Here is a 20,345-nt window from a genome sequence, read left to right as displayed (position 1 = left end):
CCCTTGTGTCAACAGGGCTCAAGCGCATAAGTACACAAGGCCGAGGCCCTGTTGACTTTCCACCTCCGCCCCGGCAGGTTGTGGCTCGCCCGGTGAATTCCTAGGACTCCAGGGACGCCCAGTGCATGAGCACGCGCTCCGTTTCGGCGCCAACTACACGCCCGCCCAAGGCTGGTTCCACCACTGGCTGGACTTCGACCTCGACGAGGTCAGGGCCGATCTCGACTCGATCGCCGCACTCGGGCTGGACCACGTCCGCGTGTTCCCGCTGTGGCCGGTGTTCCAGCCGAACCGGACGCTGATCCGGCCGCGCGCCGTGGAGCAGCTCGTCGCGCTCGCCGACGCGGCGGCCGAACGCGGCCTGGACGTCGCGGTGGACGGGCTCCAGGGGCACCTGTCGAGCTTCGACTTCCTGCCCGCCTGGACCCGGACCTGGCACCGGCGCAGCCTCTTCGCCGACCCTGAGGTGGTCTCCGGCCAGGAGCACTACCTGCGCACGCTGGCCGCCGCCCTCGCGGACCGGCCCAACTTCCTGGGCATGACCGTCGGCAACGAGATCAACCAGTTCTCCGACGACCCCCACCCCGACCCCGACCGGATCACCCCGCAGCAGGCCGCCCGCTGGCTGGAGCGGATGCTGGCCGCCTGCGAGGAGGGTGCGCCCGGGCGGTTCCACGTGCACGCCGAGTACGACGCCGCCTGGTACCGGGACGGGCACCCCTTCACCGTCGCCCAGGCCGCGCGGCTGGGCGCGGCCACCGCCGTGCACTCCTGGGTGTTCAACGGCACCGCGCAGCGCCACGGCCCGGCGGGGACGGCGACCGAGCACCACGCCGCGTACCTGGTCGAGCTGTCCAAGGCCTGGGCGCTGGACCCGCACCGGCCGGTGTGGCTCCAGGAGGTCGGCGCGCCCGCCCCGCTGATCGGGCCCGAGCGGGCGGCCGCGTTCACCGAGGCCACCGTGGCGGGCGCCCTGGACTGCCCGGACCTGTGGGGCGTGACCTGGTGGTGCTCGCACGACGTCTCCCGGGAGCTCGCGGACTTCCCGGAGCTGGAGTACGGCCTCGGCCTGCTCACCAACGACCGCCGGACCAAGCCCGCCGGGGCCGCCGTCGCCCGGATCGCCGAGCGGTGGCGGGGGCGCGCGCACCGTCCCGCCGTACGGTCCACCGCGCTGGTCGTGGACGTCGGCGGGGCGGAGACGGCTCCGCGGCGCTCGGTGTGCGCGCCGGGCGGGGCCTTCTTCGAGGCGTGGGCGGAGCTCACCGCGCAGGGGGTCCGGCCGGCGGTGGTGCTGGCCGAACTCGCCGAGGACCAGGCGCACCTGTCCGCGCGCGGCATCACCGAGGTGCTGCGCGTTCCCGACCCGATCTGACGCCCATCCGGAGGAACCGGCATGTCCGAGAGCGATGCGTTGAGACACCCCGAGGCGCGGCGCGAGGCGATACCGATCGACGATCCGCGGTGTGGCGCGTTACGGCCGGGCCGACGCACGGTGCTGGCGGCCGGGGCGGGGGCGGTCGCCCTGGCGGCCGGGTCCGCCCCGGCACCGGCCGCCGCCGCGCAGGCCCGGGCAGCCACGGCCCCGTCGGCCACAGCCCCGGCCCCGGCGGCCGCGGCCGCCCCTGCCACCCCCGCCGACCTGGCCCCGTACGCCTCCTACTGGTACCCCGATTCCCTCCCCGACGGCGCCCCCGGCCCCGGGATCGTATGGCGCTCGCTCAAGCGGTGGACCCCGCAGAGCGATCCCGATCTCGCCCACAACACCGCGACCGTGCCGCTCGCGCCGCGCTTCACCCCGGTGCCGCCGCACCCAGGCGCCCGCGCCGGCCAGGCCCGGATCGCCTCCCTCGTCTCCTTCGGCCCGACCGCGCAGAACCCCTCGCAGGGTTCGGCCACCGCGGACCACTACGCGCTGGCGCACTGGGCGTACATCGACGAGCTGGTGTTCTGGGGCGGCTCCGCCGGCGAGGGCATCGTGCTCGCCCCGAACGCGCCCGTGGTGGACGCGGCGCACCGCAACGGGGTCCGGGTGCTGGGCAACGTGTTCCTGCCGCCCGCGGCCTACGGCGGCGACCTCCGGTGGACCCGCGACCTGGTCCAGCGGGACTCCCTCGGCCGCTTCCCGATCGCCGAGCAGCTGGTGCGGGTGGCGACGGCGTACGGGTTCGACGGCTGGTTCGTCAACGCCGAGACCGAGGGCGGGGACAGCGAACTCGCCACCCTGATGCGGCTGTTCCTGCGCGCCCTGCGGGCGGCCGGCGAGCCGCACGGGCTGCGCATCACCTGGTACGACGCGATGAACACCACCGGGCGGGTCGGCTGGCAGGGCGCGCTCAACGAGCTCAACCAGGAGTTCTTCGAGGACCGGGCCGGAAAGGTCGCGGACACGATGTTCGTGGACTTCCGCTGGACCCCGCGGTCCCTGGCCGACTCGGGGGCGCTCGCGGACCGGCTGGGCCGGTCCCGGCACGAACTGTGGGCGGCGGTGGACACCGAGTCCCACGGCTGGAACTCCGCCGTCCGCTGGGACGCGATCATCCCGCGCGAGCGCGAGCACGTGGTCAGCTACGGCTTCTACCGGCCCGAGTGGACCCGCAACCACCTCACCGACCGCTCCCCCGGCGCCTTCCACCGCGCCGACGACCGGTTCTGGACGGGCGCGTCCCTCGATCCGTCCCGCCCGGACCCCGCCGACACCTGGCGGGCCCCGGCCAGCGCCGTCGCCGACCGGGCCACGGTGGCCTCGCTGCCCTTCGCCTGCTCCTTCAACACCGGGCACGGGGAGCGCTGGTACGAGGAGGGCGAGGTCGCCTCCGACATCGCGTGGAACCACCTCGGGCTCCAGGACCGGCTGCCGGGCCGCCGCTGGGTCGTGGACACCGCCGGGCAGCGGCCCGCCGTAACCCTGGACTTCGCGCGCGCCTGGCGCGGCGGCTCCAGCCTGCTCGTCGCCGGGCCCCTCACCGCCCCGGCCGCCGTCGGCCTGCACGCGACCCGCCTTCCGCTGACCCGGTCCACGGCCCTGGAGCTGGTGCACGCCACCGAGGCGGGCCCGGTCGCCGTCGAGGTCGGGGTGGCCACCCGCGAGCCGGCGGCTCCGGGCGAGCCCGTCCCGTACACCTGGCTGCGGGCGGAGACCCTCGGCGCGGGGCGTGCCTGGCGCCGGACCCGGGTCGGGCTGTCGGCGCTGGCGGGGAGGACGGCATACGGGCTCGCGGTACGGATCACGGGGCTCGGGACGGAAGCCGTGGCCTGGCGGCTCGGGGCCCTGTCGGTACGCGACACCGCCGCCGCCCGGCGCCCGGCGGCTCCTGCCGCACTGACCGTGGACGCCGCGGCCCGCCACGAGGACCAGGCCCGGCTCCGCCTCTCGTGGCGCAGGGCGGCCGGGCCGGTCCGGCACTACGCGGTGTCCCGGGTGCTGCCCGACGGCAGCCGCCGCTTCCTCGGCGGAACCTGCTCCGCCGCCCTCTACCTGCCGTCCGTCCGGCGGGCCGGGCAGGAGCGGGCCACGGTCCTCGAGGTGCGGGCCGTGGACGAGCTGTACGCGGCCTCCCTCCCGGCCCGCACCACCCTGAGCTGGTAGAACCGCAGGTCAGGAAGGGTGCGGTTCGGTGCGCGGGACCGCCACCGTGACCCGCAGCCCGTGCGGCGGGTTCGTCTCGTACGAGAGGGACCCGCCGCCCGCGGCGAGCAGGGCCCGGGAGATCGACAGGCCGAGCCCGGAGCCCTTGACGTTCTGGTGGCGCCCGCTGCGCCAGAACCGGTCGCCGATGCGCATCAGCTCGTCCTCGGTGAGGCCGGGGCCGCGGTCGGCGACGACCACGCGCACGGTGCGCTCGACGACGGAGACCGACACCTCGACCACCTCGCCGGCGGGCGTGAACTTCAGGGCGTTGTCGATGACGGCGTCGAGCGCACTGGACAGGGCGATGGGGTCGGCCCAGCCGGTGACCGCGGACCGGCCCGTCGCGGTGAGCCGTACGCCCTTCTCCTCGGCGAACGGACTCCAGGCGGCGACCCGCTCCGCGGCCAGCGCGCCGATGTCGGTGAGGCTGATCTCGGCGGAGGCGTGCTCGGCCAGCGCCAGGTCCAGCAGGTCGTCCAGGACCTGGGTCAGGCGCTTGCCCTCGGCGCGCACGGAAGCGATCTCCTCGTTGCCCTCGGGGAGTTCGAGGGCGAGCAGCTCGATCCGCAGGAGCAGCGCGGCGAGCGGGTTGCGCAGCTGGTGGGAGGCGTCCGCGACGAACGCCCGCTGCTGCTCCAGTACCTCTTCGACGTTGTCGGCCATCTCGTTGAACGACCGGGCGAGGCGTTGGAGTTCCGGCGGCCCTCCGGCGGCCGCGACCCGCGAGTTCATCCGCCCGGTGGCGATGCCGTGGGCGGCCGCGTCCAGGGTCTGCACGGGCTTGAGGACCCAGCTGGTGAGGCGCAGGGCGGCCCCGAAGGCGACCAGCATGGCGGCGGCGAGCCCGCCCGCGATGAGCAGCCAGCCGCGCAGGATCCGGGCGCGCATCAGGTCGGTGGGCGATTCGGTGGCGACGACCGCGACCACGTCCCCGTCGAGCACCACCGGGGAGGCGACCAGGAGTTTGCCGTGGGTCTGCCAGGGCCAGACCTGGCCGGGGTCGTGGCTGCGCCGCCCCGCCAGTGCCTCCTTGAAGGCGAGGCGGCCCTCGCCGGACGCGGGGAGCTGCCACCAGCCGGGGGCGCGGGCCATGGCGTTGTCGTCGCGGTAGAAGATGCCGACGCGGATGCCGTACAGGTCCTGGTAGCGGGCGAGTTCGTGCTGGAGGGTCGCGATGCGCTCGTCGGCGCCGCTGGATCCGGCGCCCTCGGCGTCGATGACGAACTGGGCCAGGGCGGCGAAGCGGGCGCTGTCGTCGATGCGGTCGACGACCACCCGCTGCTGCTGTCCGGCGGCCAGGCTCACGGCGAGCGGGAAGCCGAGCGCGAGGAGCGTGCCCGCCATCAGGACGACGAGCAGCGGGAGCAGCCTGGCGCGCACGGAGCGGGTTCCTTAGGGGGTGGTGGGGGCGACGAGCCGGTAGCCCACCCCGCGGACGGTCTCGATGAGGGCGGGCATGCGCAGCTTGGAGCGCAGCGAGGCGACGTGGACCTCCAGGGTGCGGCCGGTCCCCTCCCAGCTGGTGCGCCACACCTCGCTGATGATCTGCTCGCGGCGGAAAACGACCCCGGGCCGCTGCGCGAGCAGCGCCAGCAGGTCGAACTCCTTGCGGGTGAGCGGCACATCGGCGCCGTCCACGCTGACCCGGCGGGTGGGCAGCTCGATGCTGACGGAGCCGAGCCGGACCGTGGCGGGGGTCCCGGTGCCGGTGGCGGCGGCCTCCTCGGAGGCGCCGGTGCGCCGGGCGACCGCGTGGATGCGGGCCAGGAGTTCGCCGGTGTCGTACGGCTTGACCACGTAGTCGTCGGCGCCCATGTTCAGGCCGTGGATGCGGGAGCGCACGTCGGCCCGCGCCGTCACCATGATGACGGGCGTCGCGGTGCGCTTGCGGATCTTCCCGCACACCTCGTAGCCGTCCTGGTCGGGCAGTCCGAGATCGAGCAGGATGACCCCGTAGGGAGGGGTGCTGGGCTGCGCTCCGGCGGGCAGCAGGGCCTGGAGGGCCTCCTCGCCGTTGCGGGCATGGGTGACCTGGAAGCCGTGCCGGGCGAGGATCGCGGACAGGGCGGCGGCGACGTGGTCGTCGTCCTCGACGAGCAGCAGTCTCATGTCGTCCCCCTCTCCTTCTCTCGGTCTTCGGTTCCTGTTCAGGGCCACCTTGCATCCACGCCGATGCGGACGCCCGCGTCAAGGGGGTTCCGGCTCGGCGCGCCTTCCGTTATGCACCCGGTACGAGCAGATCGCGGAGGCGCACGGAGCGTATCCGGGCGAGGCCCGATCGTTATGCTCAATTCTCCCTCAGATGTGATGACGCTGTGGATGCATCGTCACTACTGTCCTCCCAACCGAGGAGGACGGAGCAAGAAGCCGATGAGCGGAGTATCAGTGACCAAGGACGTGCAGGACGCGGCCGGCGCCGCGGACGACCTGGTCGTACTGAGCAACGTCAACAAGCACTTCGGCGCGCTGCACGTGCTTCAGGACATCGATCTGAGCATTGCCCGCGGTGAGGTCGTCGTGGTGATCGGTCCTTCGGGATCGGGCAAGTCCACGCTGTGCCGGACCATCAACCGGCTGGAAACCATCGACTCGGGCACCATCACGCTCGACGGCAAGGAGCTGCCCTCCGAGGGCAGGGAACTGGCCCGACTGCGCGCCGACGTCGGCATGGTGTTCCAGTCGTTCAACCTCTTCGCGCACAAGACGGTGCTCCAGAACGTCATGCTGGGCCAGCTCAAGGTCCGCAAGACGGACCAGGCGGCCGCCCACGCCAAGGCGGTGGCCCTGCTGGACCGGGTGGGCGTCGGCTCGCAGGCCGACAAGTACCCGGCGCAGCTCTCCGGCGGCCAGCAGCAGCGCGTGGCGATCGCCCGTGCGCTGGCCATGGAGCCGAAGGTGATGCTGTTCGACGAGCCGACCTCGGCGCTGGACCCGGAGATGATCAACGAGGTGCTGGAGGTCATGCAGCAGCTCGCCCGTGAGGGGATGACGATGGTGGTCGTCACCCACGAGATGGGATTCGCCCGCTCCGCGGCCAACCGGGTCGTCTTCATGGCCGACGGAAAGATCGTCGAAGAGGCCGCGCCCGAGCAGTTCTTCAGCAACCCGCGAAGTGACCGGGCGAAGGACTTCCTGTCGAAGATCCTGCACCACTGAGGTTCCGGTCTGGTAGTCATCCGGTGACGGACCACCGGCGGGCGGTTCGCGCTGCCCGCGTGTGCGGCCGTACGCGTCGCTCGTCGTTCAACAACGTCTCATCCGAGGGAAGTTCACCATGAAGATCTCCAAGGCCGTTGCGGCCGCGGCCGCGGCCGTCGCTCTCGCCCTGACCGCCACCGCCTGCGGCGGCGGCAGCGACAAGGGCTCCGCCGACGGCGGTGCGTCCGGTGATGCCAAGAAGGACAAGATCGTCATCGGCATCAAGTTCGACCAGCCGGGCCTGGGCCTCAAGACCCCGGACGGCAAGTACACGGGCTTCGACGTCGACGTCGCGACGTACGTGGCCAAGGAGCTGGGCTACCAGCCGGACCAGATCGAGTGGAAGCAGGCGGTCAGCGCCGAGCGCGAGAACCTGATCTCCAACGGCGACGTGAAGCTGGTCGTGGCGAGCTACACGATCAACGACAAGCGCAAGGAGAAGGTCGACTTCGCCGGCCCGTACTTCCTCGCGCACCAGGACCTGCTGGTCCGCGCCGACGACACCTCGATCACCAAGGCCGAGGACCTGAACAAGAAGAAGCTCTGCTCGGTCACCGGCTCCACGTCGGCACAGAACGTCAAGACCAAGCTGGCCCCCGAGGCCGACCTGCAGGAGTACCCGGGCTACTCCGACTGCCTCACTGGCCTTGAGAACAAGGCAGTGGATGCCCTGACCACGGACAACTCGATCCTGGCGGGCTACGCGGCGCAGGACAAGAACAAGGGCAAGTTCAAGCTGGTCGGGCTGAGCCTGAGCAACGAGCCCTACGGCATCGGTCTGAAGAAGGGCGACAAGGACCTTCAGACCAAGGTCAACGCCGCGCTGAAGAAGATGGTCGCGGACGGCGCCTGGGAGGCGGCCGTGAAGAAGAACTTCGGCCCGGCCAACTACAAGAGCGAGCCTGCTCCGCAGATCACCGAAGGCAGCTGATTCATCGGTGAGGGGCGTCGCCGCCCGCCTGTCACGGGCGGCGGCGCACCTCACCGGCCATCCTGGGGAGAGCGCAGGGCATCGTGTTCGATTTTCTTGATTCCGGGCAGTACGACGTGCTCGGAGCCTTCTGGGTGACGGTTCAGCTCACCCTCTACTCGGCGGCCGGATCGCTGGTCTGGGGCACCGCCCTGGCCGGGATGCGGGTCAGCCCGGTCCCTCTGCTGCGGGGCTTCGGTACCGCGTACGTCCACCTGGTGCGCAACACCCCGCTGACCGTGCTGATCCTTGCCTGCTCGCTGGGCTTGTACCAGACCCTCAGCATCAACCTGGGCGGCGACACGTCCAAGGAGGCAGGCTTCCGGCTCGCGGTACTCGGGCTGATCGCCTACACCGGGACCTTCGTCTGCGAGGCCCTGCGATCCGGCATCAACACGGTGCCCGTGGGACAGGCCGAGGCTGCCCGCGCACTGGGGCTGAGCTTCTTCCAGGTGCTCCGCATCATCGTGCTCCCCCAGGCCTTCCGGGCGGTCGTCGCACCGCTCACCAACGTACTGATCGCCCTCACCAAGAACACCACGGTGGCGGCGACCATCGGCGTGGCCGAAGCGGCCCTGCTGATGAAGGAAATGATCGAGAACGAGGCGGACGCGCTCTTCGCCGTCTTCGGGGTCTTCGCCCTCGGCTTCGTCCTGCTGACCCTGCCCACCGGCCTGCTGCTGGGCTGGGTGGCCAAGCGAGTGGCGGTGAAGCGATGACCTCCGTGCTGTACGACACGCCGGGCCCCAAGGCCAAGGCGCGCAACTGGATCTACACCGGCGTCTTCATTGCGCTGCTCGGGCTCGCCGTGTGGTGGGTGTTGTCCCTCATGGCCGAGAAGAACCAGCTCGATGCCGAGAAGTGGACTCCCTTCGTCACCGACAGCCAGATCTGGACGACGTTCTTGATCCCCGGCCTGTTGGAGACCCTCAAGGCCGGCGCGATCGCCATGGTGATCGCGCTGCCACTGGGCGCCTTGCTGGGCATCGGTCGACTGTCCGACCACGCCTGGGTACGGGGGCCGGTCGGCGCGTTCGTGGAATTCTTCCGCGCCATCCCGGTGCTGATGCTGATGCTCTTCGGATCTGCCCTGTACGTGCAGTTCACCAACGTCCCCTCGGACGTCCGGCCGCTGTACGCCGTGGTCACGGGCCTGGTGCTCTACAACGCGGCCGTCATCGCGGAGATCGTCCGGGCGGGCGTGCTGTCCCTCCCCCGCGGCCAGACCGACGCGGCCAAGGCGATCGGCATGCGCAAGGGCCAGACCATGACGTATGTGCTCATCCCGCAGGCAGTCACGGCGATGCTTCCGGCCCTGGTCAGTCAGCTCGTGGTCATCCTCAAGGACACCGCCCTAGGCGGTTCCCTGCTCGGCCTCGCCGAGCTGCTGTCGATGTACCGGCAGGTCTCGGCGAACTACAGCAACACCATCGCCACCCTCGTCGTGATCGCGCTGATCTACATCGTCGTGAACTTCGCCCTCACCTCGTTCGCCTCCTGGCTCGAGGCCCGGCTGCGGAAGTCGAAGAAGGGCACCGGCGCGGTCGTCGGCGTGGCCGAGGTCAGCGACATGGCCACCGGCGCCAACAACGCGGGCGGCTGACTCGAACCCGCTTCCGGCTCCGGAAGCCCCCGACGGCCTGACATAGGGTCAGTCATAGTGCGTAGCCCGTGTGGTGCGGCGGAACACTTTACGCCGCACCACACGGCGTTGTCGCGACCGGCGTCACTTGACGCAGGCACCTCCAGTGGGTTGCATACGTTCTGTGATCACATACCGGACATCGGGAGCCGCGCCATGGACCCGGTGATCGTCGTCGGCGCGGGGCCCGTCGGACTGTCCCTGTCCCTCGCCCTGGCCGGCCAGGGCGTGCCCTCTGTCGTGCTCGACGAAGGGCCCGGCAAGGACGAACCCCGTCCGGCCCGGACCGTCGTCCTGCACGCCGACACGGCGGCCATGGCGCACCGGCTGGGCTGTGCGACGCTGCGCGACGAGGGGGCGTACTTCGCCGCCTGGCGCACCATGCGGCGCAGCCGCCCCGCCCAGCGGATCACCTTCGACGACGGCCCCGCCCCGCTGCACCTGCCGCAGCACGCCCTGGCGCGCGGGCTGCGCGCGGCGGCGGGCGCGCACCCGCTCGTGCAGCTGGTCAGCGACAGCCGGCTGGACTCCGTGGAGCAGGACGACCACGGGGTCACGGCGCACACGCAGGGCGCCGAGACGACGTGGTGGCGCGGGAGTTACCTGGTCGGCTGCGACGGCGCCCGGTCCACCGTGCGCAAACTGCTCGGCATCCGCTTCCCGGGCCGCACCGCCGTGGAGCGGCACGCCGTGGCCGCCCTGCGCACCGAACTGCCCTGGCCGGGCGAGGCGTTGCTGCACCGCAGCCCGCCGCAGGAGGTCACCTCCCGGCCGCTGCCCGACGGGGTGTGGCGGCTGGACTGGCTGCTTCCGGCCCGCGGCGAGCTCGTCACCCCCGACACGCTGGTGACCCTCGTACGGGACACCCTGGCGGCATGGTGCGGGGGTACGACTCCCCCGTACGACCTCCTCGACACCGGGGTCCACACGCTGCACCACCGCCTCGCGCGCCGCTGGCGCGACGGGCGCGCCTTCCTCGCCGGGGACGCCGCCCACCTGCTGGGCGCGCTCGGCACGCAGGGGGTGGAGGAGGGGCTCCGGGACGCGGAGAACCTCGCGTGGAAGCTGTCCCTGGCCTGGCACCAGGGGGCGTCCGAGGCCCTGCTCGACAGTTACGAGGGCGAACGCCGCACGGCGGTCGCCGCACGGCTGCGCGCCGCCGACCAGGCGATGCCGGCGCTGCGGGCCGGGGGCGCGCTGCGCACGTACCTGCCCGGCTCCGCGCGGTCCGCCGAGTCCCTGCTGACCGACGGCCACCTGGGGCGGGGCCCGCTGGGCGCGGCGCCCGCGTACGCCCCGCCGGTGGCCGTACGGGAGGTCCCGACGGCCACGGAACCGGGCGGTCCGGTGGCGAACGTACCGGTGACGGCTCCCGACGGGTCGACCGTGCCGCTGCGCGACCTGCTGGGGCAGGGCCGGCTGCTGGTGGTCCTGGTCGCGCCGGGCACCGGGGTCTGGGACCGGCGCCACTGGCTCGGCGCCGGGCTGATGCCCCGCCTCGCGGCGGCGGTGAGCGCGCTGCCCGTCCGTACCGATCTGCTCGTCGCGGACGGCTATCCGGGGGCTCCCGCGCATACCGTGCTCCTGGTCCGGCCGGACGGACACCTGGCCGCCACCTTCGCGGGGGTGCGTCCGGCGGAGCTGTACGAGGCGGCGGACGCGGTGCGGGCGGGCGCGCCCGCGTCGCGGGTGCCGGCGCGTTCGGCCGCCACGCCGCCGATCGCGGTGATCGATTGACCGGCTCGTGGCCCTCGTGGTTCACTCGCGGGCATGACCGGCAATGACGTACGCCTGTGGCGGAGGGTCCATATGGACCTGCTCCGCTACGCGGGCTGCGTGTGTCGCCCTTCCTGCTGATTCGCCCTTTCCTCCGCGCGCCCCGTGCCGTCACCGGCCTGCGCGCATTCCGCGAACCCAGGAACGGTCCCCTTCATGTCTGCACCATCCGCGCAGTCCACGCTGCCCGCAGCCGCTCCCGCACCCGCCCCCGAGCCCGTCCGGGGCGGCGGCCCCACGGCCGCCGAACTCCTCGACTTCGCCCTGCGCACCGCCGCCGACCCCGAGATCGTGTCCTCGCTGCCCCTCGACCCCGAGGGCCGCACCTGGATCCGGCTGGACGGGCCGGGCGGCAGTGAGGCGTGGCTGATCGGCTGGCCGCCGGGGACGGGCACCGGCTGGCACGACCACGCCGAGTCGCGGGGCGCGTTCGCCACCGCCCGGGGCCGGCTCACCGAGCACTCGCTGGCCGTACGCCTGCCCGCGGAAGGCTGGCAGTCGCTGGAGCTGGCTCCCGGACTGGACCGCAGCCGCAGCCTGGGCGCGGGCACCGGGCGGGCCTTCGGGGAGCACCACGTGCACGAGGTCCTCAACGAGTCCAAGGCCGAGCACGCGGTCTCGGTGCACGCCTACTACCCGCCGCTTCCGCTGATCCGGCGTTACAGCCGCAGCGGCCCGGTGCTCAGCCTGGAGCACGTCGAGCGTCCGGCGGACTGGCAGTGAGCGCCCCGAGCGGCATCGACGAGCTGTTGGAGCGGGTCCGCGCGGGCTATGCCCGGCTCGGCCCCGAGGAGGCGTACGAGGCCTTCCGCACCGGAGCCCTGCTGGTGGACATCCGCTACCAGGCCCTGCGGGAGCGCGACGGCCTGATCCCGGGCGCGCTGGTGGTGGAGCGCAACGAGCTGGAGTGGCGCCTGGACCCGCAGGGCAGCCACCGCGCCCCCGAGGCCGACAGCCACGACCTCCAGGTCGTGGTGATCTGCAACGAGGGTTACGCCTCCAGCCTGGCCGCGGTCTCCCTGCACGCCCTGGGCCTGCACCGCGCGACGGACCTGACGGGCGGCTTCCAGGCCTGGAAGTCGGCGGGCCTGCCGGTGACCGAACCCTCCTGACGCGCCTACCCGGGGTGCTCCAGGTCGTCGGCGTCCTCGCCCTCCGCCTCCAGGGCACGGCGGACCACTCGCAGGGCCATGCCCTCCGGGTACCCCTTGCGGGCGAGCATCCCGGCGAGGCGCCGGATCCGCTTGTCGCGCTCGAGGCCCCGGGTGGCGCGGAGCTTGCGTTCCACGAGCTCGCGGGCGGTCTCCTCCTCCTGGTCGGAGTCCAGCAGTTCCAGGGCGTCCGCCACGAGCGTGGCGTGCACCCCCTTGGTCCGCAGCTCCTGCGCGAGGGCGCGGCGGGCCAGGCCCCGGCCGCGGTGCCGGGACTCGACCCAGGCCCCGGCGAAGGCGGCGTCGTCGATCAGGCCCACCTCCTCGTACCGGGAGAGGACCTGCTGCGACACCTCCTCGGGGATGCCCCGCTTGTGCAGGGCGTCCGCGAGCTGGCGCCGGGTGCGCGGGCTCCCCGTGAGCAGGCGCAGGCAGATCGCCCGCGCCTGCTCCTCGGGGCTCTGGGGCGGCAGTTCCTGGCGGCCTTCACGGCCGCCCCGGTCCCTGCCGCCCCGCTCCTGCTCCCGCACGGGTCAGCTCTTGGCCACGGCGGCCTTGGCCGTCGTCTTCGCCTTCGTGGCGGGCGCGGGCACGGCCGCGGCCTCGGCGGGCGCGGCGGCTGCGGCGTCGTCCGCGGCGGCGTCCTTGCGGACCCCCACGCCCAGCTTCTCCTTGATCTTCCGCTCGATCTCGTTGGCGAGATCCGGGTTGTCCTTCAGGAAGTTGCGGGCGTTCTCCTTGCCCTGGCCGAGCTGGTCGCCCTCGTACGTGTACCAGGCGCCGGCCTTGCGCACGAAGCCGTGCTCCACGCCCATGTCGATCAGGCCGCCCTCGCGGCTGATGCCCTGGCCGTAGAGGATGTCGAACTCGGCCTGCTTGAACGGGGGCGCGACCTTGTTCTTGACGACCTTGACGCGGGTGCGGTTGCCGACCGCGTCGGTGCCGTCCTTCAGGGTCTCGATACGGCGGATGTCGAGGCGCACGGAGGCGTAGAACTTCAGCGCGCGGCCACCGGTGGTGGTCTCCGGCGAGCCGAACATCACACCGATCTTCTCGCGGAGCTGGTTGATGAAGATCGCGGTGGTCTTGGACTGGTTGAGCGCACCGGTGATCTTCCGGAGGGCCTGGCTCATCAGGCGGGCCTGGAGACCCACGTGCGAGTCGCCCATCTCGCCCTCGATCTCCGCGCGCGGCACCAGGGCCGCCACGGAGTCGATGACGATCAGGTCGAGGGCACCGGAGCGGACCAGCATGTCCACGATCTCCAGCGCCTGCTCGCCGGTGTCCGGCTGCGACAGGATGAGGTTGTCGGTGTCGACGCCGAGGGCCTTCGCGTACTCGGGGTCGAGCGCGTGCTCGGCGTCCACGAAGGCGACGGTGCCGCCGGCCTTCTGCGCGTTGGCCACGGCGTGCAGGGTCAGGGTCGTCTTGCCGGAGGACTCCGGCCCGTACACCTCGATCACGCGGCCGCGGGGCAGCCCGCCCACGCCGAGGGCGATGTCCAGCGCGGTCGACCCGGTGGGGATGACCTCGATGGGGTCGTTCGGCTTGTCGCCGAGGCGCATGACCGCACCCTTGCCGAATTGCCGTTCAATCTGTGCGAGCGCGGCGTCGAGAGCCTTCTCGCGGTCGGTGCCTGCCATGGGTTCCACCCGGTTTGCTTGAGTCGATCGCTTCACGCCATTGACGCTAATGCCTGCCACTGACAATGCGCCTCCACGACCGGTACGGCTGTGGATAACTCATCAGAATGGATGTTCGATTTCCCTGTCAAGCGCACCACGCCGTCACCCCGCCGAGCCGGACGTGCCATCGTGGACATGCGGTCGAACGACCGCGGGAAGGGAGCGGTCATGGCCCTCGAGGTACGCCCCGCGTCGGCCTTCGAGGACGTCCGCACCCTGGTCGGCCCGAAGTCGCCCGGGGCCAACGTCTGCTGGTGCCTGAGCTACCGGATCCCCTCCAAGCTCAACAACGAGCTCCGCGGGCCGGCCCGCGGAGAGTACGTCGCCGGGCTGTGTCGCGGCGAACCCCCGCCGGGCGTGATCGCCTACGACGGCGACGAGCCGGTCGGCTGGGCCGCCGTGGCACCGCGCGCGGACACCTCCTTCGCGCACAGCCGCAGGATCCCGCACGTCGACGACCTGCCGGTCTGGTCCCTGTGGTGCATCCGCGTACGCCCGGGCCACCGCAAGCAGGGCATCTCGCACGCCCTCATCGCCGGCGCGGTCGAGTTCGCCCGCGCCCACGGCGCACCGGCGATCGAGGCCTACCCGCTCGACAACGGCGGCGCCAAGGTCGACCTGACGATGGCGTACGCCGGGCTCCGGAAGAACTTCGAGCGCGCCGGCTTCCGCCACGCCGCCGACACCTCCTCCGTACTGGCCGGCCATCCCCGCGTCCTGATGCGGCTCGACCTGCGCGGCGACCCGGCCGCGAAGCAGGGATCCGCAAAGGTCCGCAAGAGTCCACGGACCCGCCAAGTGACAACCGCGGGTTGACACCCTCTCGACTGTCAACCTACGGTTGCACCCATGACGAACCCTTCCGTGGAACCCGTTCGCATGACCAATCCGGTTCGCCTCGACGACCTCATCGAGGCCATCAAGAAGGTCCACACGGACACCCTGGAGCAGCTCAGCGGCGCCGTCGTCGCCGCCGAGGCCCTGGGCGACGTCGCCGACCACCTCATCGGCCACTTCGTGGACCAGGCCCGCCGCTCCGGTGCCTCCTGGACCGACATCGGCCGCAGCATGGGCGTCACCCGCCAGGCCGCCCAGAAGCGCTTCGTGCCCAAGGCCGACAAGGAGGGCGACCCCGGCCTCGACCCCAACCAGGGCTTCGGCCGGTTCACCCCCCGCGCCCGCAACGTCGTGGTCGTCGCGCAGAACGAGGCCCGCGCCGCCGGCAACACCGAGATCCGCACCGAGCACCTCGTCCTCGGCCTGCTCTCCGAGCCCGAGGGCCTCGCGGCGCTCGCCCTGACCGCCCAAGGGGTCGCGGCCGACGCCGTACGCGCCGCGGCCACCGCCGCCCTGCCCCCGGCCACCGCCGCCCTGCCCCCGGCCGCGGCGGACGTCCCCGACCTCATCCCCTTCGACGCCTCCGCCAAGAAGGCCCTGGAGCTCACCTTCCGCGAGGCCCTGCGCCTGGGCCACGGCTACGTGGGCACGGAGCACCTGCTCCTCGCGCTCCTGGAGCAGGAGCACGGCGAGGGCCTGCTGACCGGCCTCGGGGTGGACAAGAACGCCGTCGAGGCCGCCGTCACCGAAGCCTTGGCAGCGGTACTCGGCGGCGAGGCCGCGCAGTAGAGGCGTCGGCGTCCCGCGTCAGCTCGTACCTCTTCACGTACGCGCCGAGGAAGGCCTGCAGCGTGGCGATGGCCGGGATGGCGATGAGCGCCCCGACCGCGCCCAGCAGGGCGGTGCCCGCGACGACCGATCCGAAGGCGACCGCCGGATGGATGTCCACGGTCTTCGAGGTCAGCTTCGGCTGCAGGACGTAGTTCTCGAACTGCTGGTAGACCACCACGAATCCGAGGACGTACAGCGCGTACCAGGGGTCGACGGCGAAGGCGATCAGGATCGGCAGCGCGCCCGCGAGGTAGGTGCCGATGGTGGGGATGAACTGGGAGACCAGTCCCACCCACACGGCGAGCGCGGGCGCGTACGGCACTCCGAGGATCACCAGCAGGATGTAGTGCGCGATGCCGGAGATCAGCGCCATCAGTCCGCGCGAGTAGAGGTAGCCGCCCGTCTTGGCGACGGCGATCTCCCAGGCGCGCAGCACCTCGGCCTGCTTGGCGGGCGGCAGTACGGAGCACAGGGCGCGCCGCAGCCGCGGTCCGTCGGCGGCGAAGTAGAAGGAGAACAGGCCGATCGTCAGCAGCTTGAAGAGTCCGCCGATCACGGTGGCGGACACGTCGAGCACGCCGGTCGCGCTGTTCTGCACGTACTTCCGCAGCCAGTCGGAGCGCAGCATGCTGTCCTGGATCTCCAGCCGGGACAGGTCGGTGTGGAAGGTGTCGTTGATCGAGTTGATCACCCGGTCGAGGTAGCCCGGGAAGCCTTCCACCATCTCGATGATCTGCCCGGCGAGCATCGAGCCGAGCAGCGTGAGGAAGCCCGCGGCCGTGATGAAGACCGCGAGGAACACCAGGAAGGTGGCGAGCCCGCGGCGCAGGCCGCGGGCCGCCATCCGGGACACCGCGGGTTCGATCGCGAGCGCGAGGAAGAACGCGATCAGGATGTTGACGAGCAGCCCGATCAGCTGGTGGAAGGCCCAGCTGCCGAGCTGGAAGCAGGCGACGAGGGCCAGTACGAGGATCACGGCGCGCGGCAGCCAGCGCGGCATCCGCGCCTCGTCCCTGCCGGGGGGCGCGGCGGCCGGCGGGCTCCCGGCCCCGGCCGTCCCCGCGCCGCCCGCCGGCCCGGCCCCGGCCGCCCCGGTGGGGCCGGCGGGCGGTATTCCGGGGCCGGCGGGCGCGGCCTGCGAGGCGGGCCCGGCCGGCGGCGGCTGCGTCACGCCGTGGGAGTCTGCGGGCTGATCGGGTGTCGTCTCATCACTGGCTGCCACGCGGCCCAGTCTGTCCCACCGGCAGCCCGCACCACGAAGCGGTGCCCGCGCGCGCGAACACGGCTCGCACCGCGAGGGACGCGAAGACCCGCCCGCGCGACGCGTGGCTCCGCGTCCCACCGGGCGTCAGCGCAGCGAGGCCGGCACGTCCACCGCCGAACAGACCGCGCGCCACACGTCCTTGGCCTCCCAGCCGGCGTCCAGCGCCTGGTGGACGGTCCGGCCGCCCAGCTCCGCCATGACGTGGTCCCGCGCGAAGGAGTCGGCGTACCCCGCTCCGAAGTGCTCGGCCATCCGCTCCCAGAAAATCGTCAACCGCATGCCTCCAGTATCCCGCCCCGGGAGAGTGCACCGGCCGCGTTCGGCCCTCCCCGCCGCCGCGGCGCGCCCTACGTTGCACGCATGTCTGGAGACGAAGCTTCCGCGCCGACCCCGCTGGCCCGCGCCGAGCAGTTCATCTGGCTCACGGCGCGCGTGCTGGAGCAGCGGCGGTTCGCGTTCCACTTCCTCGGAGGAGACGCCGACCCGGTGGACACCGCCCTCGGCTCCTACCTCAACGGCGACGGCGGCTACGGGCACGCCCTCGATCCGGATCTGCGCGGTCCGCTCAGCCACCCCCTGCACACCGCGCACGCGCTGCGCGTGCTGGACAGCCTGGGCCGCTGCGCCGGGCAGCGCATCGAGCGGCTCTGCCGCCACCTGACCGGGGTCTCCACCGCGGAGGGCGCCCTCCCGGTGGTCTCGCCGGCCCCGCGCGGCTACCCGGCCGCCCCCTACCACCCGGCCTACGACGACCCGCCCGGCGAGCTGCTGGCCACGGGCCCGGTCGTCGGCCTGCTGCACCGCAACCGGGTGTGGCACGCCTGGCTCTTCCGGGCCACGGACTTCTGCTGGGACCGCATCGAGACCATGCGCCACTCGCATCCGTACGAGGTCCAGAGCGCGGTGGCCTTCCTCGACGGCGCCCCCGACCGGGCCCGGGCCACGGCGGCCGCGGACCGGCTGGGGCGGCTGGTGCGCGAGCAGAACCTCGTGGTCCTCGACCCGTGGCGCCGCTCGCAGCACCCGCTGTTCCCCGGCTACGCGCCGGGCGAGCACCTGTACGCCTACGACTTCGCCCGCCGCCCGGAGTCGTCGGCCCGGAGCTGGTTCACCGACCGGGAGATGGCCAGGGCGCTGGACTTCCTGGCCTCGGAGCAGCAGGCGGACGGCGGCTGGCCGGTGCGCCGCCGGGCCTGGGCGCCGGGCAGCTCGCTGGAGCGGCGGCCGATCGCCACGCTGGAGGCCCTGCTGACGCTGCGCGCGTACGGGCGCCTGGCGGCCGGGGTCAGCCCCCGAGGGCCCGTACCCCCGCGGTGACGACGACGGCGGCCGCGACCACGAGCAGGAAGGGCGCGCGCAGCAGCAGGGCGAGCCCGGCGGCCGCGAGCCCGGCGGCGCGGGCGTCGACGACGAGGGCGCTGCCGGTGCTGAAGGTCTGCTGGGCGGTGAGCGCCGCGAGCAGCGCCACCGGCAGCAGGGCGGCGAGCCGGCGCACCAGCGGCCGTTCCAGGGCCCCGGCGGGCACGAGCAGCCCGGCGAGCTTGACTGCGTAGCAGCCGAGGACGGTCAGTCCGATGGCGATCCAGACGGTCACGAGCGGCGTCCCTTCATCCACAGCACGGCGGGCGCGGCCAGCGCGGCGATCAGCACGGGCACCCCGGCGGGCAGCACGGGCAGGAATCCCAGCCCGAGGACGAGTGCGAGGGCGGCGACGGCCCGCTCGGTGCCGGTCTTGAGCATCGGCGCGAGGAGGGCGAGGAACACGGCGGGCCCGGCGGCGTCCAGCCCCCACGCGGCGGTGTCGCCGATGGCCTCCGCGCCGAGCGCGCCGAGCAGGGTGGTGAGGTTCCACAGCACGTAGAGGCTGAGCCCGGTGACGGTGAAGCCGAGCCGGGCGGACCTGCGGTCCGGCTGGGCCAGCGCGACGGCGGTGGTCTCGTCGATCACCCAGTGCGCGGCGAGCGGCCGGACGGCGCGCGGCAGGGCGAGCAGCTGGGACAGCCGCAGCCCGTAGAAGGCGTTGCGCGTCCCGAGGAAGAAGGCCCCGGCGGCGGCGGTGAACGGGTTGCCGCCGGCCGCCAGCGCCCCGACCAGCGCGAACTGCGAGGCGCCGGTGAAGACGAGCAGGCTCAGCACGCACGCCTGGAGCACGCTGATGCCGGCTCCCGCGGCGGTGACGCCGAACGCGAACCCGGACAGTCCGACGGCCACCCCCACCCCGAGTGCGTCGCGCACGACGGCGGCGCGCGGCCGCCCGGGCGCCACCGCGCTCTCCCGCGTCTCGTCCTCTGTGATCATCCGCTGTTCTCCCACGCCCCGAAGCTATGCGGGGTCCGGCCCGGCGGTCTTGTACGTTCTTGCGCCCGCCCGGGCCCGCGACATCCCATGTCCGGGCCCGCGACATCCCATGTCCGGGACCCGCGACATCCCGTGCCCGGGACCCGCGACGCCCTTAGGCCCGGCCCGCCGCCCGCTCCCGCCGGTACGCGCCCGGCGGGACGCCGACGATGCGGGTGAAGTGCCGGTTCAGGTGCGGCTGGTCGCTGAAGCCGACGGTGACGGCCGCTTCCGCGGGCGGGTTCCCCGCGTCGAGGAGCCGGCGCGCCCGCCGGACCCGGGCGTCGGTCAGCCAGGTGTGCGGCGGCATCCCGAACCGCTCCCGGAAGGCCCTGAGCAGGGCGAACGGGCTCGTCCCCAGTTCGGCCGCGAGCTGCTCCAGCGACGGCGGATCGGCCATCCGGTCCTCCAGCACGGCCCGGGCCCGCTCGGCGTCGGCGGCGCCCGCGCGGCGGGCCGTACGGGCGGGCAGCGGGCCCGCGTGGCGGCTGAGCATCCGCGCCACCACACCCCGCAGCAGCGTGTCGGCGGCCAGCGCGTTTCCGGCCTCGGCGGCCCGGTGCACCTCGGCGATCACCCGGGAGCCCTGCGCGTCGGCGACCATGTCGGCGGTGAATCCAGGGGTCCCACGCAGCGTGCCGATCTCGGCGGCGACCTCGGTGATCAGGCCGCGGGAGGGGTAGAGGGTGGCGTAGGCCCAGCCCTCCGGCACCCCGGCACGCGCGGTGTGCGCCACCTCGGGGTTGATCAGGACCACGCTGCCCGGCCCGGCCCGCACAGTGCCGCCGGGCAGGCCGATCTCCTCGATGCCGCCGGTGACGGCCGCGATGACGTATCCGTCGTGGGCGTGGCGCGGGAAGGTGTGGCGCACGTAGTGGGCGCGCAGCAGGTCCAGCCCGGGCAGTTCCGGGTACTGCCAGTGCCGGGCCCACTCCCGGCGCCCCTCGTCCGTCCCCATCACCCCATTCTGCGCCCGTCGGGCCGGGGGCGTTCGCGCAGGTCCGGCCCGTTGTCAGTGCCGGG

21 protein-coding genes and 1 pseudogene are annotated in these 20,345 nt (G+C 72.9%); 13 read left to right on the top strand and 9 right to left on the bottom strand.

From position 1 onward, the window contains the following. The first annotated feature begins 121 nt into the window (after positions 1 to 121). Together ACFWP3_RS04275 and ACFWP3_RS04270 are read left to right on the top strand one after the other, a co-directional pair. Positions 122 to 1,375, top strand: coding sequence for a glycosyl hydrolase (locus ACFWP3_RS04275; RefSeq protein ID WP_384215987.1), 1,254 nt, complete (start codon positions 122 to 124; stop codon positions 1,373 to 1,375). A gap of 21 nt (positions 1,376 to 1,396) precedes the next feature. Then, a complete protein-coding gene (locus ACFWP3_RS04270) occupies positions 1,397 to 3,589 on the top strand; it encodes an endo-beta-N-acetylglucosaminidase (protein WP_384215985.1) in 2,193 nt (730 codons plus the stop codon). 9 nt (positions 3,590 to 3,598) lie between these two features. On the opposite strand, the gene ACFWP3_RS04265 is transcribed toward ACFWP3_RS04270, so the two are convergent. Further along, positions 3,599 to 5,011: an ATP-binding protein gene (locus tag ACFWP3_RS04265; protein ID WP_384215983.1), complete on the bottom strand. Its 1,413-nt coding sequence runs from the start codon at positions 5,009 to 5,011 to the stop codon at positions 3,599 to 3,601. Positions 5,012 to 5,023: 12 nt separating this feature from the next. Beyond that, entirely contained in the window at positions 5,024 to 5,740 is a 717-nt protein-coding gene (locus ACFWP3_RS04260) for a response regulator transcription factor (RefSeq protein WP_384215981.1), read from the bottom strand. Positions 5,741 to 6,001: 261 nt separating this feature from the next. Here ACFWP3_RS04260 and ACFWP3_RS04255 point away from each other — a divergent pair, with 261 nt between their 5' ends. The 8 genes from ACFWP3_RS04255 (at position 6,002) to ACFWP3_RS04220 (ending at position 12,329) form a co-directional block, all read left to right on the top strand. Further along, positions 6,002 to 6,787, top strand: a complete 786-nt coding sequence (locus ACFWP3_RS04255; protein WP_384215979.1) for an amino acid ABC transporter ATP-binding protein — start codon at positions 6,002 to 6,004, stop codon at positions 6,785 to 6,787. A 118-nt stretch (positions 6,788 to 6,905) separates the two neighbouring features. Beyond that, positions 6,906 to 7,760 carry a glutamate ABC transporter substrate-binding protein gene (locus tag ACFWP3_RS04250; protein ID WP_384215977.1) on the top strand — a complete coding sequence of 285 codons (855 nt, stop codon included), beginning with the start codon at positions 6,906 to 6,908 and terminating at the stop codon, positions 7,758 to 7,760. 83 nt (positions 7,761 to 7,843) lie between these two features. Continuing rightward, on the top strand, positions 7,844 to 8,518 hold the full coding sequence (locus ACFWP3_RS04245) for an amino acid ABC transporter permease (protein ID WP_384215975.1): 675 nt from the start codon (positions 7,844 to 7,846) through the stop codon (positions 8,516 to 8,518). Then, on the top strand, positions 8,515 to 9,402 hold the full coding sequence (locus ACFWP3_RS04240) for an amino acid ABC transporter permease (RefSeq protein WP_384215973.1): 888 nt from the start codon (positions 8,515 to 8,517) through the stop codon (positions 9,400 to 9,402). The genes ACFWP3_RS04245 and ACFWP3_RS04240 overlap by 4 nt, the downstream gene beginning before the upstream one ends. Positions 9,403 to 9,597: 195 nt before the next feature. Then, entirely contained in the window at positions 9,598 to 11,178 is a 1,581-nt protein-coding gene (locus ACFWP3_RS04235) for an FAD-dependent monooxygenase (RefSeq protein WP_384215971.1), read from the top strand. 33 nt (positions 11,179 to 11,211) lie between these two features. Further along, a complete protein-coding gene (locus ACFWP3_RS04230; RefSeq protein WP_311318651.1) occupies positions 11,212 to 11,298 on the top strand; it encodes a putative leader peptide in 87 nt (28 codons plus the stop codon). 75 nt (positions 11,299 to 11,373) lie between these two features. Beyond that, positions 11,374 to 11,940, top strand: coding sequence for a cysteine dioxygenase (locus ACFWP3_RS04225; RefSeq protein ID WP_384215969.1), 567 nt, complete (start codon positions 11,374 to 11,376; stop codon positions 11,938 to 11,940). After that, the gene (locus ACFWP3_RS04220) at positions 11,937 to 12,329 is read left to right on the top strand and encodes a rhodanese-like domain-containing protein (RefSeq protein ID WP_384215967.1); all 393 of its coding nucleotides are present in this window, start codon (positions 11,937 to 11,939) and stop codon (positions 12,327 to 12,329) included. Before ACFWP3_RS04225 ends, ACFWP3_RS04220 begins: the two co-directional genes overlap by 4 nt. 5 nt (positions 12,330 to 12,334) lie before the next feature. Here the strand turns inward: ACFWP3_RS04220 and recX are convergent, their stop codons facing one another. Continuing rightward, entirely contained in the window at positions 12,335 to 12,898 is a 564-nt protein-coding gene (gene recX / locus ACFWP3_RS04215) for a recombination regulator RecX (RefSeq protein WP_384215965.1), read from the bottom strand. A gap of 3 nt (positions 12,899 to 12,901) precedes the next feature. Beyond that, positions 12,902 to 14,011 (bottom strand): recombinase RecA, encoded by a 1,110-nt coding sequence (gene recA, locus ACFWP3_RS04210; protein WP_384215963.1) that lies wholly within the window; start codon positions 14,009 to 14,011, stop codon positions 12,902 to 12,904. Positions 14,012 to 14,221: 210 nt separating this feature from the next. On the opposite strand from recA, the pseudogene ACFWP3_RS04205 reads away from it, so the two are divergent. Together ACFWP3_RS04205 and ACFWP3_RS04200 are read left to right on the top strand one after the other, a co-directional pair. Continuing rightward, positions 14,222 to 14,791 (top strand): annotated as a pseudogene (locus tag ACFWP3_RS04205) (GNAT family N-acetyltransferase); the annotation flags it as partial. Between the two features lie 111 nt (positions 14,792 to 14,902). Next, on the top strand, positions 14,903 to 15,679 hold the full coding sequence (locus tag ACFWP3_RS04200) for a Clp protease N-terminal domain-containing protein (protein ID WP_384215961.1): 777 nt from the start codon (positions 14,903 to 14,905) through the stop codon (positions 15,677 to 15,679). Here ACFWP3_RS04200 and ACFWP3_RS04195 read toward each other — a convergent pair. Both ACFWP3_RS04195 and ACFWP3_RS04190 read right to left on the bottom strand, forming a co-directional pair. Then, on the bottom strand, positions 15,633 to 16,721 hold the full coding sequence (locus ACFWP3_RS04195; RefSeq protein ID WP_384216142.1) for an AI-2E family transporter: 1,089 nt from the start codon (positions 16,719 to 16,721) through the stop codon (positions 15,633 to 15,635). The genes ACFWP3_RS04200 and ACFWP3_RS04195 overlap by 47 nt on opposite strands. 348 nt (positions 16,722 to 17,069) lie before the next feature. Next, positions 17,070 to 17,264, bottom strand: coding sequence for a DUF3046 domain-containing protein (locus ACFWP3_RS04190; protein ID WP_384215959.1), 195 nt, complete (start codon positions 17,262 to 17,264; stop codon positions 17,070 to 17,072). Between the two features lie 81 nt (positions 17,265 to 17,345). Here ACFWP3_RS04190 and ACFWP3_RS04185 point away from each other — a divergent pair, with 81 nt between their 5' ends. Continuing rightward, entirely contained in the window at positions 17,346 to 18,302 is a 957-nt protein-coding gene (locus ACFWP3_RS04185) for a hypothetical protein (protein ID WP_384215957.1), read from the top strand. Here the strand turns inward: ACFWP3_RS04185 and ACFWP3_RS04180 are convergent. The 3 genes from ACFWP3_RS04180 to ACFWP3_RS04170 form a co-directional block, all read right to left on the bottom strand. Further along, on the bottom strand, positions 18,271 to 18,579 hold the full coding sequence (locus tag ACFWP3_RS04180) for an AzlD domain-containing protein (RefSeq protein WP_384215955.1): 309 nt from the start codon (positions 18,577 to 18,579) through the stop codon (positions 18,271 to 18,273). The two genes, ACFWP3_RS04185 and ACFWP3_RS04180, sit on opposite strands and share 32 nt — an antisense overlap. After that, the gene (locus ACFWP3_RS04175; protein ID WP_384215953.1) at positions 18,576 to 19,283 is read right to left on the bottom strand and encodes an AzlC family ABC transporter permease; all 708 of its coding nucleotides are present in this window, start codon (positions 19,281 to 19,283) and stop codon (positions 18,576 to 18,578) included. The genes ACFWP3_RS04180 and ACFWP3_RS04175 overlap by 4 nt, the downstream gene beginning before the upstream one ends. A gap of 154 nt (positions 19,284 to 19,437) precedes the next feature. After that, positions 19,438 to 20,280 (bottom strand): AraC family transcriptional regulator, encoded by an 843-nt coding sequence (locus tag ACFWP3_RS04170; protein ID WP_384215951.1) that lies wholly within the window; start codon positions 20,278 to 20,280, stop codon positions 19,438 to 19,440. Positions 20,281 to 20,345 lie beyond the last annotated feature (65 nt).

The sequence above is a fragment of the Streptomyces sp. NPDC058525 genome, assembly GCF_042719495.1.
Lineage (GTDB): Bacteria > Actinomycetota > Actinomycetes > Streptomycetales > Streptomycetaceae > Streptomyces.
Note: the sequence above shows the minus strand (reverse complement) of the source record. Positions and strands in the feature narration are given on the sequence as shown.

What these genes read in the sequence shown, in the direction of transcription:
- ACFWP3_RS04200 (WP_384215961.1), top strand. Translation starts at nt 14,903, where the DNA reads ATGACGAACCCTTCCGTGGAACCCGTTCGCATGACCAATCCGGTTCGC.
- ACFWP3_RS04260 (WP_384215981.1), bottom strand. Translation starts at nt 5,740, where the DNA reads ATGAGACTGCTGCTCGTCGAGGACGACGACCACGTCGCCGCCGCCCTG.
- ACFWP3_RS04175 (WP_384215953.1), bottom strand. Translation starts at nt 19,283, where the DNA reads ATGATCACAGAGGACGAGACGCGGGAGAGCGCGGTGGCGCCCGGGCGG.
- ACFWP3_RS04225 (WP_384215969.1), top strand. Translation starts at nt 11,374, where the DNA reads ATGTCTGCACCATCCGCGCAGTCCACGCTGCCCGCAGCCGCTCCCGCA.
- ACFWP3_RS04195 (WP_384216142.1), bottom strand. Translation starts at nt 16,721, where the DNA reads ATGCCGCGCTGGCTGCCGCGCGCCGTGATCCTCGTACTGGCCCTCGTC.
- ACFWP3_RS04185 (WP_384215957.1), top strand. Translation starts at nt 17,346, where the DNA reads ATGTCTGGAGACGAAGCTTCCGCGCCGACCCCGCTGGCCCGCGCCGAG.
- ACFWP3_RS04240 (WP_384215973.1), top strand. Translation starts at nt 8,515, where the DNA reads ATGACCTCCGTGCTGTACGACACGCCGGGCCCCAAGGCCAAGGCGCGC.
- ACFWP3_RS04230 (WP_311318651.1), top strand. Translation starts at nt 11,212, where the DNA reads ATGACCGGCAATGACGTACGCCTGTGGCGGAGGGTCCATATGGACCTG.
- ACFWP3_RS04250 (WP_384215977.1), top strand. Translation starts at nt 6,906, where the DNA reads ATGAAGATCTCCAAGGCCGTTGCGGCCGCGGCCGCGGCCGTCGCTCTC.
- ACFWP3_RS04190 (WP_384215959.1), bottom strand. Translation starts at nt 17,264, where the DNA reads ATGCGGTTGACGATTTTCTGGGAGCGGATGGCCGAGCACTTCGGAGCG.
- ACFWP3_RS04270 (WP_384215985.1), top strand. Translation starts at nt 1,397, where the DNA reads ATGTCCGAGAGCGATGCGTTGAGACACCCCGAGGCGCGGCGCGAGGCG.
- ACFWP3_RS04235 (WP_384215971.1), top strand. Translation starts at nt 9,598, where the DNA reads ATGGACCCGGTGATCGTCGTCGGCGCGGGGCCCGTCGGACTGTCCCTG.
- ACFWP3_RS04170 (WP_384215951.1), bottom strand. Translation starts at nt 20,280, where the DNA reads ATGGGGACGGACGAGGGGCGCCGGGAGTGGGCCCGGCACTGGCAGTAC.
- ACFWP3_RS04255 (WP_384215979.1), top strand. Translation starts at nt 6,002, where the DNA reads ATGAGCGGAGTATCAGTGACCAAGGACGTGCAGGACGCGGCCGGCGCC.
- recA (WP_384215963.1), bottom strand. Translation starts at nt 14,011, where the DNA reads ATGGCAGGCACCGACCGCGAGAAGGCTCTCGACGCCGCGCTCGCACAG.